Annotated in this window: 14 protein-coding genes and 1 tRNA gene; 6 read left to right on the forward strand and 9 right to left on the reverse strand. The window is 67.2% G+C overall.

Features of this window, described 5'->3' with window-relative positions; all coding sequences use genetic code 11:
* Positions 1-4: 4 nt before the first annotated feature.
* Genes VPH46_RS01535 through VPH46_RS01555 form a run of 5 tightly spaced genes read right to left on the reverse strand, consistent with a single transcriptional unit; the run spans position 5 to position 4,704 of the window.
* Positions 5-1,015, reverse strand: a complete 1,011-nt coding sequence (locus VPH46_RS01535; protein ID WP_416608277.1) for an AAA family ATPase — start codon at positions 1,013-1,015, stop codon at positions 5-7.
* A complete protein-coding gene (gene tmk, locus VPH46_RS01540; protein WP_416608279.1) occupies positions 1,012-1,635 on the reverse strand; it encodes a dTMP kinase in 624 nt (207 codons plus the stop codon). The genes VPH46_RS01535 and tmk overlap by 4 nt, the downstream gene beginning before the upstream one ends.
* Positions 1,632-2,801, reverse strand: a complete 1,170-nt coding sequence (locus tag VPH46_RS01545; protein WP_416608281.1) for a D-alanyl-D-alanine carboxypeptidase family protein — start codon at positions 2,799-2,801, stop codon at positions 1,632-1,634. Before VPH46_RS01545 ends, tmk begins: the two co-directional genes overlap by 4 nt.
* Before the next feature lie 21 nt (positions 2,802-2,822).
* Entirely contained in the window at positions 2,823-3,671 is an 849-nt protein-coding gene (locus tag VPH46_RS01550) for an SPOR domain-containing protein (protein WP_416608283.1), read from the reverse strand.
* Between the two features lie 10 nt (positions 3,672-3,681).
* Positions 3,682-4,704 (reverse strand): lytic murein transglycosylase, encoded by a 1,023-nt coding sequence (locus tag VPH46_RS01555; RefSeq protein ID WP_416608285.1) that lies wholly within the window; start codon positions 4,702-4,704, stop codon positions 3,682-3,684.
* Between the two features lie 114 nt (positions 4,705-4,818).
* Here VPH46_RS01555 and VPH46_RS01560 point away from each other — a divergent pair.
* From VPH46_RS01560 to VPH46_RS01575, 4 genes are all read left to right on the forward strand, one after another.
* Positions 4,819-4,908 (forward strand) — tRNA-Ser (locus tag VPH46_RS01560).
* A gap of 120 nt (positions 4,909-5,028) precedes the next feature.
* Positions 5,029-6,189 (forward strand): diguanylate cyclase, encoded by a 1,161-nt coding sequence (locus tag VPH46_RS01565; protein ID WP_416608287.1) that lies wholly within the window; start codon positions 5,029-5,031, stop codon positions 6,187-6,189.
* A 118-nt stretch (positions 6,190-6,307) separates the two neighbouring features.
* Positions 6,308-6,826, forward strand: coding sequence for a ferritin-like domain-containing protein (locus VPH46_RS01570; RefSeq protein WP_416608289.1), 519 nt, complete (start codon positions 6,308-6,310; stop codon positions 6,824-6,826).
* Between the two features lie 38 nt (positions 6,827-6,864).
* Entirely contained in the window at positions 6,865-7,047 is a 183-nt protein-coding gene (locus VPH46_RS01575; protein ID WP_239435603.1) for a hypothetical protein, read from the forward strand.
* 63 nt (positions 7,048-7,110) lie between these two features.
* On the opposite strand, the gene pncB is transcribed toward VPH46_RS01575, so the two are convergent.
* From pncB to VPH46_RS01590, 3 genes are all read right to left on the reverse strand, one after another.
* Positions 7,111-8,415: a nicotinate phosphoribosyltransferase gene (gene pncB / locus VPH46_RS01580; RefSeq protein ID WP_416608291.1), complete on the reverse strand. Its 1,305-nt coding sequence runs from the start codon at positions 8,413-8,415 to the stop codon at positions 7,111-7,113.
* A 141-nt stretch (positions 8,416-8,556) separates the two neighbouring features.
* On the reverse strand, positions 8,557-9,549 hold the full coding sequence (araD1, locus tag VPH46_RS01585; RefSeq protein WP_239435601.1) for an AraD1 family protein: 993 nt from the start codon (positions 9,547-9,549) through the stop codon (positions 8,557-8,559).
* Between the two features lie 48 nt (positions 9,550-9,597).
* Positions 9,598-11,163 (reverse strand): aldehyde dehydrogenase (NADP(+)), encoded by a 1,566-nt coding sequence (locus VPH46_RS01590; RefSeq protein WP_416608294.1) that lies wholly within the window; start codon positions 11,161-11,163, stop codon positions 9,598-9,600.
* A 103-nt stretch (positions 11,164-11,266) separates the two neighbouring features.
* Here VPH46_RS01590 and VPH46_RS01595 point away from each other — a divergent pair, with 103 nt between their 5' ends.
* Positions 11,267-12,025 (forward strand): FadR/GntR family transcriptional regulator, encoded by a 759-nt coding sequence (locus tag VPH46_RS01595; RefSeq protein ID WP_416608296.1) that lies wholly within the window; start codon positions 11,267-11,269, stop codon positions 12,023-12,025.
* A 58-nt stretch (positions 12,026-12,083) separates the two neighbouring features.
* On the opposite strand, the gene VPH46_RS01600 is transcribed toward VPH46_RS01595, so the two are convergent.
* Positions 12,084-13,394, reverse strand: a complete 1,311-nt coding sequence (locus VPH46_RS01600) for a sugar MFS transporter (protein ID WP_239435598.1) — start codon at positions 13,392-13,394, stop codon at positions 12,084-12,086.
* A gap of 138 nt (positions 13,395-13,532) precedes the next feature.
* On the opposite strand from VPH46_RS01600, the gene VPH46_RS01605 reads away from it, so the two are divergent.
* Complete coding sequence (locus tag VPH46_RS01605; protein WP_416608298.1) at positions 13,533-14,687, forward strand: aldose epimerase family protein; 1,155 nt, start codon at positions 13,533-13,535, stop codon at positions 14,685-14,687.
* The last annotated feature ends 1 nt before the right edge of the window (position 14,688 follow it).

Below are 14,688 nucleotides of genomic sequence, written 5' to 3' on the forward strand. Positions count from 1 at the left end.
GTCCCTAGTGCATCGCTCCGCGCGATTGAAGCCCGTCCTGCTCTGCGAGACGCGCAAGAATGCCGCCCATCTCGAACACCGTTGCCTGTGCGTCCAGCGAGAGGCCCGGCGCTGCCGCCGCGAGTGCGCGTGCCGCCTCATAGGCGCCCAGCGCCGTGCGCAAGGCGACGCCACTGCGCTCACGCGCTCTGGCGGCGATGAAGCTCGGGGCGCGTTCCAGGAACGCTTCGTACCGGTGCTGCGCGGCCTTGCCGCCGAGTGCCTTGGCGAGCTTGCCGCGCAGCGCGTTGCTTGGATCGCCGTCGCGGGCGATCGCCGCCATCGCACGCTCCAGGGCTGCGACGTCGAGGCCGGCGAAGGCGAGCGCGCGACCGGGCAATCCTTCGCCCCCGCGGACCAGTGCGTCGCATTCGAGATCGCTCACGTCCGGCATCGCTGCCCGCACGACGGTCGCCACCTCCGCATCCGAAAGCCGTTCGAAGCGGAGCATCCGGCAGCGCGAGCGGATCGTCGGGAGCAGGCGGCCGGGCGCATGGCTGACGAGCAGGAAGATCGTGCCGGCGGGCGGCTCCTCAAGGTTCTTCAGCAGCGCGTTGGCAGCTGCTGTCTCCAGGTCGTCGACTGCGTCGATCAGCACCACGCGCCGTTCGGAGAGCGACGGCTTGGTCGCGAACATCGGCTGGAGTGCACGCACCTGCGCGATCGGGATGCTGCGGGCGAGGTTCTCGTCGGGCTTTGCCGGGTCCTTTGGCTGGCGGGCCATCTCGCGATAGTCCGGGTGAGACCCCGCCGCGATCAGCGCTGCGGTTCGGTCCTCTTCGGAAAGCGCGCCTCCGCGAACCGGCACCCGGGGATCGAGCGCATGCGCAAGCAGGCGGCTCGCCGCCACGCGGGCGAAGCTCGCCTTCCCCACCCCCTCCGGCCCCGCCAGGAGCCAGGCGTGGTGCAGCCCGCCCCGCTCGGCCGCCGTGAAGAAGGCGTCGTGCGCGGCCCGATTCCCGACGAGTTCGATCATGGCAGGATGTCGGCGAGCGCATCCATCAGGCGGGCCGTCACGGCTTCGGGCGCCCCCGTCGCGTCGACACGGCGGACACGCGCGGCTTCGCCGTCAGCGATCCGTTCAAAGGCCGCCGCAACGTGGGCGTGGAACTCGGGTCCCCTGGCACCGAAGCGATCCGCGATGCCACGGTCCCGCGCGAGCGCACGCTCCTCCCCCGCCCCTTCGGGCAGGGACAGCAGCAGGGTACGATCCGGGAGCAGCCCCTTCGACCCAAAGGCATGCAGCGCGAGGATCGCCGCGTCGTCGATCCCCTGCCCGCCCTGATACGCGCGGGTGCTGTCGATATATCGATCGCACAACACCCACTGCCCCGCCTCGAGCGCGGGACGGATGCGCTTTTCGACGTGATCGGCCCGCGCGGCAGCGAACAAAAGCGCCTCGGCATGCGGGCTCCAGCGCGTCACCTCGCCCTGCATCAGCAGGCCGCGGATCGCTTCCGCGCCCTCGCTGCCGCCCGGCTCGCGCGTGACCACGACGTGCAGGCCCCGCGCCTCCAACGCGGCAGCCAGGCGGGCGGTCTGGGTCGACTTGCCGACGCCCTCGCCGCCCTCCAACGAGATGAACAGACCGCTCAAGCGCCGAACAGCGCCATCAGGCCCGCCCAGGCGCGACCGAAGAAGCCGGCCTCGTCCACGTCCTTCTCGGCCACCAGCGGCAGCCGCTGCGGCTCCATGCCCGGCGACGAAATGACGAGATCGGCGATATGCTGGCCGGCCTTGATCGGCGCCCTGATCGGGCCCTGATATACTACCGTGCCTGCAAGTTCGGTGGCGGCGCCCGCCGGAACCGTGACGGTCAGGTCGCGCGGCGCGACAAGGCCAACCGTGCTGCTGTCACCCAGCTGGACATCGGCGGCTTCGACCAGCTTCCCCTTCTTCGCGATGGGCCGGGCACGCCATGCACGGAAGCCCCACTCCATAAAGCGGACCGATTCGGAAATGCGCTGGTTGAAGCTCGTCAGCCCTGCCAGCACCATCACCAGGCGTCGCCCATTCTGTTCGGCAGAACCGGTGAAACCATAGCCGGCTTCCTCGGTGTGGCCGGTCTTCAGGCCGTCGGCGCCGGCGACGCGCCCGAGCAGCGGATCGCGGTTCGCCTGGGTGATGTCGCTGCCCGCGCCCAGCGTCTTGCCCCAGGTGAAGCTCTCCAGCGAATAGAAGCGCTTGTAGAGGTCGGGGAACTTCTGGATCGTCGCGGATGCAAGCGTCGCCAGGTCCCGCGCGCTGACATAGGTGCGGCCTTCATCCGGCCAGCCGTTGGACGTGCCGAAGTGGCTGTTGGTCAGCCCCAGCTCCTTGGCGCGCTGGTTCATCAGGCTCGTGAACGCCTCTTCGGTCCCCGCGACGCCTTCGGCCAGGACCACGCAAGCATCGTTGCCGGACAGGGTGATGATCCCCTTCAGCAAGTCGTCGACGCTGACCTGCTCGTTCACGGACAGGAACATGGTCGAGCCCGCAGCCGGGCCGTGCCAGCGCTGCCAGGTCTCGGGGCGCACCTGGAACTTCTGGTCGAGCTTCAGCTCGCCCTTCTTGATGAGGTCGAACGCCACATAGGCGGTCATCATCTTGGCCATGGACGCCGGCGGCATGCGGCGGTCTGCATCCTTGGCATAAAGGATGGCGCCCGATGACAGGTCCTGGAGATAGGCGACGGGCGCCGGAGTCTCGAACGGGGGCGCAGCGGCGACCGACGGCGTGACGGCGACGGCGGAAAGCAGGACGGCGGTAAGCAGCTTCTTCATCGTAGGGTCCAGGGCCTTAGGTCAGTCGTTGCGAATAACTTTTGCGTCACCATAGCCGCGCGCAGCGGCTTGCGCACGCCCGCGTTCGGCGGCCGCGTTGGTTGAATACGGCCCCATGCGTACACGGACCAGCGCCCCCGTACGTCGCGTGAAGCCGCCCAGCTCGCGCGCCAGCGCCTCGGCGCGGGTCGCGTTCGACAGCGCAGCCACCTGAACGGCCCAGGCGCCGGTCGCGGGCACGCTGGAGGCGGGTGTAGGTGGCGGAGCAACCGGCGCTGCGGGCAGCGGCGAAACCTGGCTCGGCGGCAGCTCGACGATCTCGATCGGCTTGGGCCCGGGACGCGACGGCGGTTGTGGGGATATCGGCGCCTGAGTCACCGCGCCGATCACGGGCGTGGATCCCGCGGCCGGCACTGGCGAAAGACGCTTGCGCAGCGCCGTCAGCAGCACCTGTGGCGCATCCATCCGCGTCAGGCTCCCCCCTTCGGCTGCGGCACGCTCGTGGGCTGGCGGCACGACCTCCCTTACCCGCACGGCCGCCGGCGCCGATCCGACGCCGAGCGCTTGTGCAGCAACCGACGAGAGGGCCAGGACATAGCCTGGAGCCACCGGGGCGTTCCGGCCAACCTTCATCACCGTCGTGCGGCCGCCGTCGAGCAGCGTGAGCTCGACGAAGCTGCCCGCAGCGAGCGTCGGATGGACGACGAACACGGCGCCGTCGACATCCGGCGCGGCCGTCGTATTCGTCCAGCCCACAGCATCGTAGCGAGCCTCGGAGGTCGACGGCGTGGCAGAGAACGTGGGGTCGCTTGGGGGCTGCTGCGGCGCGGGCGGCAGCGTGTTCGCCGCGCACCCCGCCAGCAGCAGCACTCCCAACGCGCTAGCGTGCGACTTCATCGGCAAGCAGCCCCACGGACAGCGCGTAGAAGTTCGAGCAGTTGTAATCCAGGATCACCCGGTAGTTCCCGGTCAGGAGATAGGCGGTGTTCCCCGGACCGTCCGGTTCGAGAAGCGTCGCCTGGATGGTGTCGTCGGGCCAGCGGCCGGATTGCGGGACGACGCCCAGGCGCCGCCACTCGGCCATGCTCCGCCAGCGCGTGTGCCGCTCATGCACGCGGGGGCACCGCGGCGACCGCGTCGGCGAGGTGAGCGACCCCCGGTTCAGGTTGGCGGGAACGTTCACCGCGACACCCCAGGGCTGTCCGGGGCGCCAGCCGGCATTGACGAAGTAATTGCCGATCGAGGCCAGAGCATCGGCTGCGCTGGTCCAGATGTTCGCCCGGCCGTCACCGTCGCCGTCGCGTGCGAGGCGAAGGTAGATCGACGGCAGGAACTGCGGATAGCCGGTCGCCCCTGCCCAGCTGCCTTTCAGGCTATCGCGCGGAACCCCGCGGTCGACCATCTTCATGGTCGCGATCAGTTCCGGCTCGAACAGCGCGCGACGACGCCCCTCATAGGCGAGGGTCGCGAGCGAGCGCGGCAGGTCGAAGTTGCCGGTGTAGCCGCCGTAGTTGGTCTCATGGCCCCAGATCGCGACCATGATCGATTCGGGTACGCCGGTCTCCTGCTCGATCCGCATCAGCTTCGGGCGCTGTGCGCGATACGCCTCGCGCCCGCGGTTGATGCGGACGGCGTCGACATGACGGGCCTTGTACGGAGCAAAGGCGGGAACGCTGTTGCTGGTCCCACCGGGTTGACCGCGGTCCAGTTCCACGACCCGCGGATTGTAGGTGAGCCCGTTCAGGACGGCGCTGATCGCGCGCTCGCTCACACCCTGGGAACGTGCCTTTGCTGCCACTCCCTGAAGATAGGCCTGGAACCCCGCCTCGTCCTGGGCTGCCGCCGAACTGCTGATCGACATCATCGCCGCAAGGGCGAGCAGCCCCTTGCCCCATCTACGCATACTCGGCTCCCGCACGTGAAGCGGCTCTGTGCCACAGCGGAGAGCCCGGGCGAAACCCCTAAGCGTCGAGAGGCTTGCACAAACCCGACCAGCCGCCGTAAGCGCGCTGTGTGCGGAGAGGTGGCCGAGTGGTTTAAGGCAGCGGTCTTGAAAACCGCCGTGGGTTCACGCTCACCGTGGGTTCGAATCCCACCCTCTCCGCCACGATGTACGGCGGCAACAATGCCGACGGGCGCGCGAAACGCGGCAGCGACCATCCGGTTCCACGGGCGTGGAAATTTCATCTCGATTGCGCTATTGCAGCCTTCAGGGGGCTGTATCGAGATGCAATTGGACCTTCTCACCCTTTACGGTCTGGCGATCGGCACGCTGCTCGTCGGTGCGGGGATGACCCTTTGGGAACGACAGGCTAGGGCGGAGCGGTCTGCCGAACTCGGCACCTGGGCTGCGGGGTACGCGGTTCTGGCGGTCGGGTGCGGGCTCGCGATCGGGCGAACCCATCTCCCGGGTGCTATAGGCTGGGCGCTCAGCAACCTCGTCATCCTGTCCGGATATCTGCTGGTCCTGAACGGCGTAGAGCGACTGGACGGGCATCGCTACGCGCGCAAGTCCGTGGCGCTTCTTCTGTTCGTCGCTGTCGCATGGGCAAGCGTCGGTTCGGACGCCCGATCGATCTTCTGGAACTATTGCTCCGCGCTGCCGATTGCCCTGGTTTGCGGGCTGACCGCATGGCGGCTCGCGCGCAGCCACACGCTGCGGCCACTCCGATCGCTCCCTATTCCGGTCGCGATCGCCGGAGGGCATGCCCTCTTCTACGCGTTCCGAGCGCTCGTGCTCCCGGTGCTGGCGAGCATCTATGGCGACGAGATCCTGCCGTCGCTGGCGGAAGCGACGCTGTACGAGGGCGTGCTCTACTCGATGGCGATGCCCATGGCACTGCTGGCGCTCGTCCGCGAAGAGGCGCAGGCCAAGCTCCTTGCAATCTCGCGCACCGACTTTCTCACGGGACTCGGCAACCGGCAGCGCTTCTTCGAGGACGGGGCTGCCATGCTGACCGACAGCACGTGCGCCTCGCTGCTCGCGTTCGACCTGGACCACTTCAAGTCCATCAATGATCGTTATGGTCACGCTGCCGGGGACCAGGTCCTCAAGTCCTTTGCTGCGATCGCGCAGGAAACGATCGGGAGCAGGACCCTGCTGGTGCGGTTGGGCGGCGAGGAATTTGCGGCGCTGCTGCCGGGACAGAATGGCAGTCGGGCAAGCGAGATCGGCGAAGCGGTAGCGCGACGCTTTGCCGGCACCGTCCATGGCGAGAGCGGCAACATCCGTGCCACGGTGAGCGTCGGACTGGCGGAACTGGGCGCCGACGGCGTGGACCTGCCCAGCCTGCTCTCCGCCGCGGACCGCGCGCTCTATTCGGCCAAGGCCTTGGGTCGGAACCGGATCGAGTTCGCCCGGCCACTTCCGCTTCTCGCCAGCGCCTGACGCGATCGTCGGCGTCGGTGGCGGGTTCCAATGCTTTCCGGCACCATACTCGCCCCAGGTCCAGGGAACCTCTCCTTCCTCCCGCGCGCTTTGAAGGCGCAACCGAGAGGAGACGCCCATGGCAACTGTCAATAAGATCATCCGTCCGCTGTTCATCACCGGCCTGCGCGACGTGCACGCAGTCGAGCATCAGGCTCTGGCGCTGATCGACCGCCAGCTCGATCGTCTCGCGCATTATCCCGAGATCGAAGCCCGGCTGCGCAGCCACCGGGCCGAGACCGAGCAGCAGATCTCCCGCGTCGAGCAGATCCTTGCCGATCTCGGAGAAAGCCATTCCAACCTGAAGGACCTGGGACTCAGCATCTCCGGCAATCTGGCAGCGCTCAGCCATACGGTGGCTGGCGACGAGATCATCAAGAACAGCTTTGCGAACTTCGCGTTCGAGAACTTCGAAATCGCAAGCTACACCGGTCTTATCACCCTGGCCGAAGACGGCGGGTTTGGCAGCGTCACCGCGCTGCTCGAGCAGTCGCTGGCTGAAGAGCAGTCGATGGCTTCGTTCGTGATCGGCGGTATCCCGAAGGTGATGCGCACCTTTGTCGACCTTCGCGCTGCCGGCGAGGACGCCAGCCACTAAGACTCGCCCCTGCGCCTACCGATCCGAAGGACTTCATCATGCCCGTGCCGCCCGATCCTCGAAAAGGACCGCCCCTCCGGCGCCTCGCGATCATCCTGCTGATCATCGCGGCGATCTGGGCGATCATCTTCGTGGGGTACAACATCCACCACGCGAAGCAGATGAGCGAGGAAGGACCTTCGGGCCAGATCGCGCCTTCGAATACAGCGCAAGCGCAATAGCATGCCACGCGTGCCGGCTCCCTCCACCGAGGGTCCGGCACGCGAACGGCTCAGCGCCCCAGCCTAGACCTCCACCGCGCTCGCGACGCGGTCCGCCCCGCCGAACACGCGCAGGTAGCGCGCGATTTCGTCCGGCTCGCCGGTCGCCTTCTCGGGATTGTCGGAGAGCTTCACCGCGGGCCGCCCGTTTACTCGCGTGACCTTGCACACCAGCGAGATCGGCTCGAGCCCGTGCGCGCCATCGGGATCGCAGTCCCGGAAGTCGTTGGTGAGGTTGGTGCCCCAGCCAAAGCTCATCCGCACGCGCCCGTGGAAGTGGCCGTAGACCTGCTCAATCGTGTCCACGTCCATGCCGTCCGAGAAGATCAGCAACTTACTGCGGGGATCGACGCCGTGGCGTTGCCACCAGGCGATGATCTGCTCCCCGGCCGCGATCGGGGGGGCGCTGTCGGGACGGAAGCCTGTCCAGTCCGCTACCCAGCCGGGTGCGTTCGCCAGGAACGCCGTCGTTCCGAACGCGTCCGGCAATGCCACCAGCAGGTTGCCGCCATAATGCTGCCGCCATTGCTCGAGGACGCGATAGGGCGCTCCGGCGAGTTCCGCATCGCTGTCTGACAAGGCTGCCTCCACCATGGGAAGCTCATGCGCATTGGTCCCGATCGCCTCCAGGTCGGCATCCATCGCCAGCAACACGTTGGACGTGCCGATGAACCGGTCGCCGAGTCCCTCCTTGAGGGCGTCGACGCACCAGCGTTGCCAAAGGAAGCCGTGGCGACGGCGGGTTCCGAAGTCGGACAGAACCAGATTGGGGAGCGCGCGCAGCCGCTCGACCTTCTGCCACAGCTTCGCCTTGGCGCGCGCATAGAGCACGTCGAGTGCAAACCGCCCCCTGTCGCGCATGGCGGCGCGAGCGCGTAGCTCGTTGATGATGGTCAGCGCTGGGATTTCCCACATCGTCGTGTGGGTCCAAGGGCCTTCGAAATGCAGCGCATACTGGCCGTCGTGCTTCTCCAGCACATAGGGCGGCAGCTGGAACTCGGCCAGCCAGCGGATGAAATCTGGGCTGAACATCCGTGCCGTGCCGTAGAAGCTGTTGCCGGCGAGCCAGATCAACTCCTTCTTCGCAAAGCGAATGGTGCGAGCATGGTCTAGCTGCGCGCGCAGCTCCGCTTCGTCGATCACCTCCGCCAGGCGAACCGAGTGGGTGCGATTGATTACGGAAAAGGTCGCGTCGACGTCCGGATGCACGTGCCGGATCATCTGCAGCATCAGCAGCTTGTAGAAGTCCGTGTCGAGCAGGCTGCGGACGATCGGGTCGAGCCGAAAATTATGGTCGTACGTGCGGGTTGCGATGTCCGTGACGACCATCGAAGGATCCTGTGCAAGGGCGCGACCGATACCGCGCGGGCTGCATCCCTCGTCGCTGCTGACCGCCCGGACTGCAAGCCCTTTGGACGACCGGCAGTGGCTGCCCGGCCCCGCGGTAGCGCGGAGGCCGGGCAGGCTGGATCAGAGTGCGCGAACGGTCACCGGCGCCTCGGCGTCGCGGGCGAGCGGGTTGCGCAGCGGCAGCGTGAACGGCGCCGCTTCGATCTCGAACACGTCGCCGGTTTCCGTCTTCACGCCGTCGGTGAACGACAGCGTGGCCGTCCCGAAGAAGTGGATGTGAATGTCGCCGGGGCGGCGGAACAGCGCATATTTGAAGTGATGCGCCTCCAGGTTCGCCAGGCTGTGGGACATGTTGTCCTCACCCGACAGGAACGGCTTTTCCCAAAGAACCTCGCCGTTGCGCAGGATGCGGCTGCTGCCGCGCACGTCCGACGGCGGCGTGCCCACGACGATCTCCGGCCCAAGCGACGCCTGGCGCAGCTTCGAGTGCGCGAGCCACAAGTAATTGTGGCGCTCGGTCACATGGTCGCTGAACTCGTTGGCGAGGCAGAGACCCAGGCGGAACGGCGTACCGTCCGGACCGATCAGATAGATGCCTGCAAGCTCCGGCTCCTCGCCGCCGTCCTGGGCGAAGGCGGGCATCGACAGCGGGGCGCCCGGCGCGACCAGCTGCGATCCGTCGCCCTTGTAGAACCACTCCGGCTGCTGGCCGACCTGGCCGGCTGCGGGCTTGCCGCCCTCGACGCCTTCCAGGAACATCCGCATGGAGTCCGTCTGCTTTTCGACGGCGGCCGCCTCGCGGTGCATCTTATCGCGCCCCTCGGCCGAGCCGAGGTGCGTGAGGCCGGTGCCCGTCATCACGACGTGCGCCGGATCCTCATGGTCGATCGGCGCGATCAGGTGACCGGCCTCAAACTCCGCGGCGAGGTCGACGGTAGCCCCCTCCCCGCATGCGGCGACCGCATCCGCCAGGCTGGTGCCTTGGGCGATGGCGCGGGCGGCGAGCGCCCGCACACTATCGACCCCCGGCACGAATGCCGCCCGGTCGCCCTGGGCCGCGATCACCGATCGCGTGCCGTCCGGCGCCCGATGCTGCAACAAACGCAACGTCATCCTAATTCCTCCCCAGTTGAACGCCGCGTTTGCGGTCGCCGGGATTGATCAATCGTTGTGGAGCTGGCCGTCGATCAGACGCGGCAGGCCTGCTTGCGCCCCGTCGCGCAGATCTGCGGGCAGCAGCTCCGGCAGCAGGTTCTGGTACGACACCGGCCGCAGGAAGCGGTCGATCGCCAGGCTGCCGACCGAGGTCGTGCGACCGTCGGAGGTCGACGGGAACGGCCCGCCATGGACCATCGCATGCGTCACTTCGACGCCCGTCGGCCAACCGTTGGCGAGGATGCGGCCTGCCTTGCGCTCCAGCACCGGTACCATCCGCGCCGCAAGCTCCGCGTCGCCCGCGTCCATGTGCAGCGTGGCGGTGAGCTGTCCCTCGGCGGCCATGAGCACTTGGCGCAGCTCTTCCTCGTTGCGGCAACGTACCAGGATCGACGAGGCGCCAAACACCTCATGCCCCAGCGCCTTGTCGGCCAGGAATGCCTCCGCCGTGGTCGAGAAGAACGCGGCCTGACCCTGGGTCACGCCCTCGCCCACCTTGCCACGCGCGACCGTCTCGACCTGCGCATGCGACGCAAGGTTCTCGACGCTCTCCGAATATGCCTTGTGGATGCCGGGCGTCAGCATGGTGCTGGCGCCTGCCTCGACGAGCGCGGTCTTCGCCGCCTCGACGAATGCATCCAGCCCCTCGCCTTCGATCGCGAGCAACAGGCCCGGGTTCGTGCAGAACTGGCCCGCGCCCATCGTCAGCGAGCCGACGAAGGCCGTACCCAGCGCCGCGCCGCGCGCCTTCAGCGCTTCCGGCATCAGCAGAACGGGGTTGATGCTCGACATCTCGGCATAGACCGGGATCGGCACTTCACGCGCCTGTGCAAGCTTCATCAGCGCCAAGCCACCGCCACGCGAGCCGGTGAAGCCCACTGCGGTGATGCGCGGGTCCTGCACCAGCTGCGACCCGAGTTCGTTGCCGGGGCCGACGAGGTGCGAGAACACGCCTTCCGGCAGACCGGAGGCGGCGACCGCGCGACGGATCGCCTCTGCGACCAACGCGCCCGTTGCCGGATGCGCCGGGTGGCCCTTCACAACGACCGGGCAACCGGCGGCGAGCGCCGAGGCCGTGTCGCCACCAGCAGTCGAGAACGCGAGCGGGAAGTTCGAGGCACCGAACACTGCGACCGGGCCGAGCGGGATCATGCGCAGGCGCAGGTCCGGACGCGGCAGCGGCTGGCGATCCGGAAGTGCCGGATCGATGCGCAGACCGAGCCAGCCACCCTTGCGGACGACACCGGCGAACATCTTGAGCTGGCCGACGGTGCGGCCGCGCTCACCCTCCAAGCGGGCGCGCGGCAGGCCGCTCTCGCGCATCGCCGTCTCGATCAGCTCGTCGCCGATCGCCAGGATCTCTTCGCCAATCTTTTCCAGGAACGCGGCGCGCGTCTCACGGTCCGTCGAGCGATACGCGTCGAACGCAGCTTCTGCCGCGGCGCAGGCCGCGTCGACGTCGGCCGGACCATGAACGGCAAACGGCTCTCCAAAGGGCTCGCCCGTGTCGGCCGAGATCGAACGAAAGCCGGCGTCACTCGCCCGGTTCAGGGTTGCAGTGTCGTTGGTCATGGGGTGGCTCCTTATTTACTCGGACATATTAAAGCGGTGCCGGCTTGGCAATCGTTCGTTCGGCATTCAAAACGCGACCACAGCCTTAGCGGGGGAGATAGGGATGACCAATGCGAAGGGCGAGGCTGATGCGCCGGAGAGCGCAAAGACGCCGGCGCGACAGCCGCGCGGCACCGGGCGCCGGCTGCGCGGCGCGATCGCACACAAGCTGGGCCTGGCGATCGTCTCGGGCGAGTATGCGCCGGGCGACACCCTTTCGGGGGAGATCGCCTTCTCGGAGGCGCTGGACGTTTCCCGCAGCGCCTATCGCGAGGCGGTGCAGGTCCTGACGGCAAAGGGGCTGGTAGAGAGCCGCCCCAAGGCGGGCACCCGCGTCCTGCCGCGCAACCGCTGGAACCTCCTGGATCCGGATGTCGTCGCCTGGGCTTTCGCAGGCAGTCCGGACATCCAGTTCATCCGCAGCCTGTTCGAACTGCGGGCGATCGTCGAGCCCGCAGCTGCACGCCTGGCGGCCGAACGGCGCGACCGCGCCGACCTGAAGGCGATGAAGGACGCACTGGCGGCCATGCGGCGGCACACGCTGGCGACGGAAGCCGGCCTGGCCGCAGACCGCGATTTCCACGACGCGATTCTCCGCGCCACGCGGAACGACGCGCTGGTCGTGCTGAGCGCCAGCATCGGGGCGGCGGTGAACTGGACCACCCAGTTCAAGCAACGCTCCCGCGCCCTGCCCCGCGATCCCTTGCCCGATCACATCCGCGTCTATGACGGCATTGCGGCAGGCGATGCGGAGGCAGCCGGTGCGGCGATGCGCGCACTGGTCGACCTGGCGCTCGAGGATACGCGCCACGCCATGGAGTGATACGAAAAGGGCGCCCCCGCGGTAGCGGAGGCGCCCTCGTCGTGCCTTGCCGGCAAGATTACCCGATCACCTCGGGCTCCGGCAGCGCATGCGTGGGCTTGGAGCCCCACAGCGCGTAGAACAGGATGTAGAGTTCGCAGGCGGCGGTCAGCAGGAACGAGGTCTGCAGCCCGACCGTATCGGCCAGCCAGCCCTGCACCACCACCAGCGCACCGCCAGCGATCGCCATGATGAGCAGGCCCGAGCCTTCTTCGGTGAGCGGACCCAGGCCCTTGATGCCCAGCGTGAAGATCGTCGGGAACATGATCGAGTGGAACAGGCCGACCGCGATCAGCGACCACATCGCCGCATGGCCGCTGGTGAAGGTCGCCAGCAGCATCACGATGAACGCGCCGACCGCGAAGAATGCCAGAACTTTGTCGGCGGGCACCTTCTGCATGACAAAGCTGCCGACGAAGCGGCCGACCATCATGCCGCCCCACAGCAGCGCCAGGTAGCGCGATGCCTGCTCGTGCGTGATCGCCGCGATGTCCGGCTGCGAGACGAAGTTGATGAACAGGTTGGCGACGCCGATTTCCGCGATCAGGTAGATGAAGATCGCCGGCACACCCCAGACGAGGTTCCGGTGCTTCCAAAGCGACATGCCGCGCCGCTCCTCACGCGAGACGCGCTGGGTAGCCTGGCCGATCGCCGGAAGCGGGAAGCGCGCGATGACCACGGCAAGCACCACCAGCACCGCCGCGACGATCAGATACGGCAGGATCACCGACTGCGCATCGGCATAGCGCTCAGCTGCCGTGAGCGTCACGCCGGCTTCTGCCGTGCCGCCCTTCGAACGGCCCAGGATCAGATAGCCTGCGAACAGCGGCGCAAGCGTAGTGCCGAGCGAGTTGAACGCCTGCACGAGGTTGAGGCGCGAGGAGCCGGTTTCCGGCGGGCCGATGACCGCAACATACGGGTTCGCCGCCACTTGGAGCAGCGTGATTCCGCTGGCGATGATGAACAGCGCGGTGAGCACGACGCCATAGGACGGCAGTCGCGCTGCCGGCACCATCAGCAGCGCACCGGCTGCCATGATGACGAGCCCGGTCACGATCGACTTCTGATAGCCGATCCGCTCGATCAGCTTCGCCGAAGGGATGGAGGCCACGAAATACGCGATGAACCAGACCGATTCGATCAGCGTGGTCTGCGTGTAATCGAGTTCAAACACGCTCCTGAGATGCGGCAGGAGGGTATTGTTGATGACGGTGATGAAGCCCCACATGAAGAAGAGGCTGGCAAGCAGCGTCAACGCGGGCTTGTAGCTTCCACCGGGCGCATGGTGCGCACCTGTCGAAGCGACGGAAGAAGTTGGCGGCAACGCCATGCATCCTGTCTCCTGTGTGGAAGCCGAAGCGGTCGCGCTGTTCGCCAGCATCTGCTGCGCGGCTTGCCCTGGTGAATTTTGTCCGACTATATAGCCCCGAAAGGCGCGTCAACGGCGTCGATACACAAGGATAGGACGATGCGGAAGGTGGGCAGCGATGGAGTTGTTCTGGCGCTGGTGGCGGCGGCCACGACAGCGCTGACGGCGGGGACGGCATCCGCGGCGGAGGTGCAGCGTTCCGCTGCCGGAACGCTGAAGGACGGCACTGCAGTTGAAGCGATCACGCTCGTGGGCGCCAACGGCGTCTCCGCGCGCGTGCTGACCTATGGTGCGACGCTGCAGTCGCTGATCGCACCCGACCGCGACGGCAACAAGGCGGACGTGGTGCTCGGCTACGACGACCTCGCCGACTATGTCGATCATCCGAACTATTTTGGGGTCACCGTGGGGCGTTACGCCAACCGCATCGCCGGCGGCACGTTCACGCTGGATGGCAAGAAGTTCCAGTTGCCGCTCAACGACAAGACCAATTCGCTGCACGGCGGCGGCAAGGGCTTCGACAAGCAGGTCTGGCGCGTCGTTTCCGTGAAGAACGGGCCGGTGGCGAGCGTCGTGCTGGCGCATCGCAGCCCGGACGGCGATTCCGGCTACCCCGGGCAGTTCGACGTGACCGTCACCTATTCGCTGGACGACAAGGGTTCGCTGACGATCGCCTTCGAGGGCAAGACCAGCAAGCCGACCATCGTCAACATGACCAACCACGCCATCTTCAACCTGGCGGGGGAAGGTTCACCGATGGGTGCCACCGGGCACCGCCTGACCGTTCCTGCGGCGACCTATACGCCCGTGGATACCAAGCTGATTCCGACCGGAGAGCGTCGCCCGGTCGCGGGTACGGTGTTCGACTTCCGCAGCCCCCGCGTGGTGGCCGACGGCATTCGGGACGGCCATGACCAGCAGATCCGCTACGGTCAGGGCTACGACCACAACTTCGCCCTCGACAAGGGGCTGACTGCCAAGCCCGAACTCGCCGCGCGTCTGGAGGACCCGCAGTCGGGTCGCGTGCTCGAAGTGCTGACCACCGAGCCTGGGGTCCAGTTCTACACGGGCAACTTCCTTGACGGCACCTATTTGGGCAAGAAGGGTCACCTGTATCGCATGGGGGATGGGATCGCCCTGGAGCCGCAGAAGTTTCCGGACGCGCCCAATCACCCCGACTTTGTTTCCGCCCGAGTGGATCCCGGCAAGCCGTACCGGCATGTCATGATCTATCGCCTTTCCACGACTCGCTGAC

The organism is Sphingomonas sp. MJ1 (PH-R8) (genome assembly GCF_048058635.1).
In the GTDB taxonomy this organism is placed as follows: Bacteria; Pseudomonadota; Alphaproteobacteria; order Sphingomonadales; family Sphingomonadaceae; genus Sphingomonas.

Excerpts from the sequence above, each read along its gene's own strand:
- VPH46_RS01570 (WP_416608289.1), top strand. The coding sequence starts at position 6,308 with ATGGCAACTGTCAATAAGATCATCCGTCCGCTGTTCATCACCGGCCTG.
- VPH46_RS01555 (WP_416608285.1), bottom strand. The coding sequence starts at position 4,704 with ATGCGTAGATGGGGCAAGGGGCTGCTCGCCCTTGCGGCGATGATGTCG.
- VPH46_RS01605 (WP_416608298.1), top strand. The coding sequence starts at position 13,533 with ATGCGGAAGGTGGGCAGCGATGGAGTTGTTCTGGCGCTGGTGGCGGCG.
- araD1 (WP_239435601.1), bottom strand. The coding sequence starts at position 9,549 with ATGACGTTGCGTTTGTTGCAGCATCGGGCGCCGGACGGCACGCGATCG.
- VPH46_RS01595 (WP_416608296.1), top strand. The coding sequence starts at position 11,267 with ATGACCAATGCGAAGGGCGAGGCTGATGCGCCGGAGAGCGCAAAGACG.
- VPH46_RS01575 (WP_239435603.1), top strand. The coding sequence starts at position 6,865 with ATGCCCGTGCCGCCCGATCCTCGAAAAGGACCGCCCCTCCGGCGCCTC.
- pncB (WP_416608291.1), bottom strand. The coding sequence starts at position 8,415 with ATGGTCGTCACGGACATCGCAACCCGCACGTACGACCATAATTTTCGG.
- VPH46_RS01600 (WP_239435598.1), bottom strand. The coding sequence starts at position 13,394 with ATGGCGTTGCCGCCAACTTCTTCCGTCGCTTCGACAGGTGCGCACCAT.
- VPH46_RS01565 (WP_416608287.1), top strand. The coding sequence starts at position 5,029 with ATGCAATTGGACCTTCTCACCCTTTACGGTCTGGCGATCGGCACGCTG.
- VPH46_RS01535 (WP_416608277.1), bottom strand. The coding sequence starts at position 1,015 with ATGATCGAACTCGTCGGGAATCGGGCCGCGCACGACGCCTTCTTCACG.
- VPH46_RS01545 (WP_416608281.1), bottom strand. The coding sequence starts at position 2,801 with ATGAAGAAGCTGCTTACCGCCGTCCTGCTTTCCGCCGTCGCCGTCACG.
- VPH46_RS01590 (WP_416608294.1), bottom strand. The coding sequence starts at position 11,163 with ATGACCAACGACACTGCAACCCTGAACCGGGCGAGTGACGCCGGCTTT.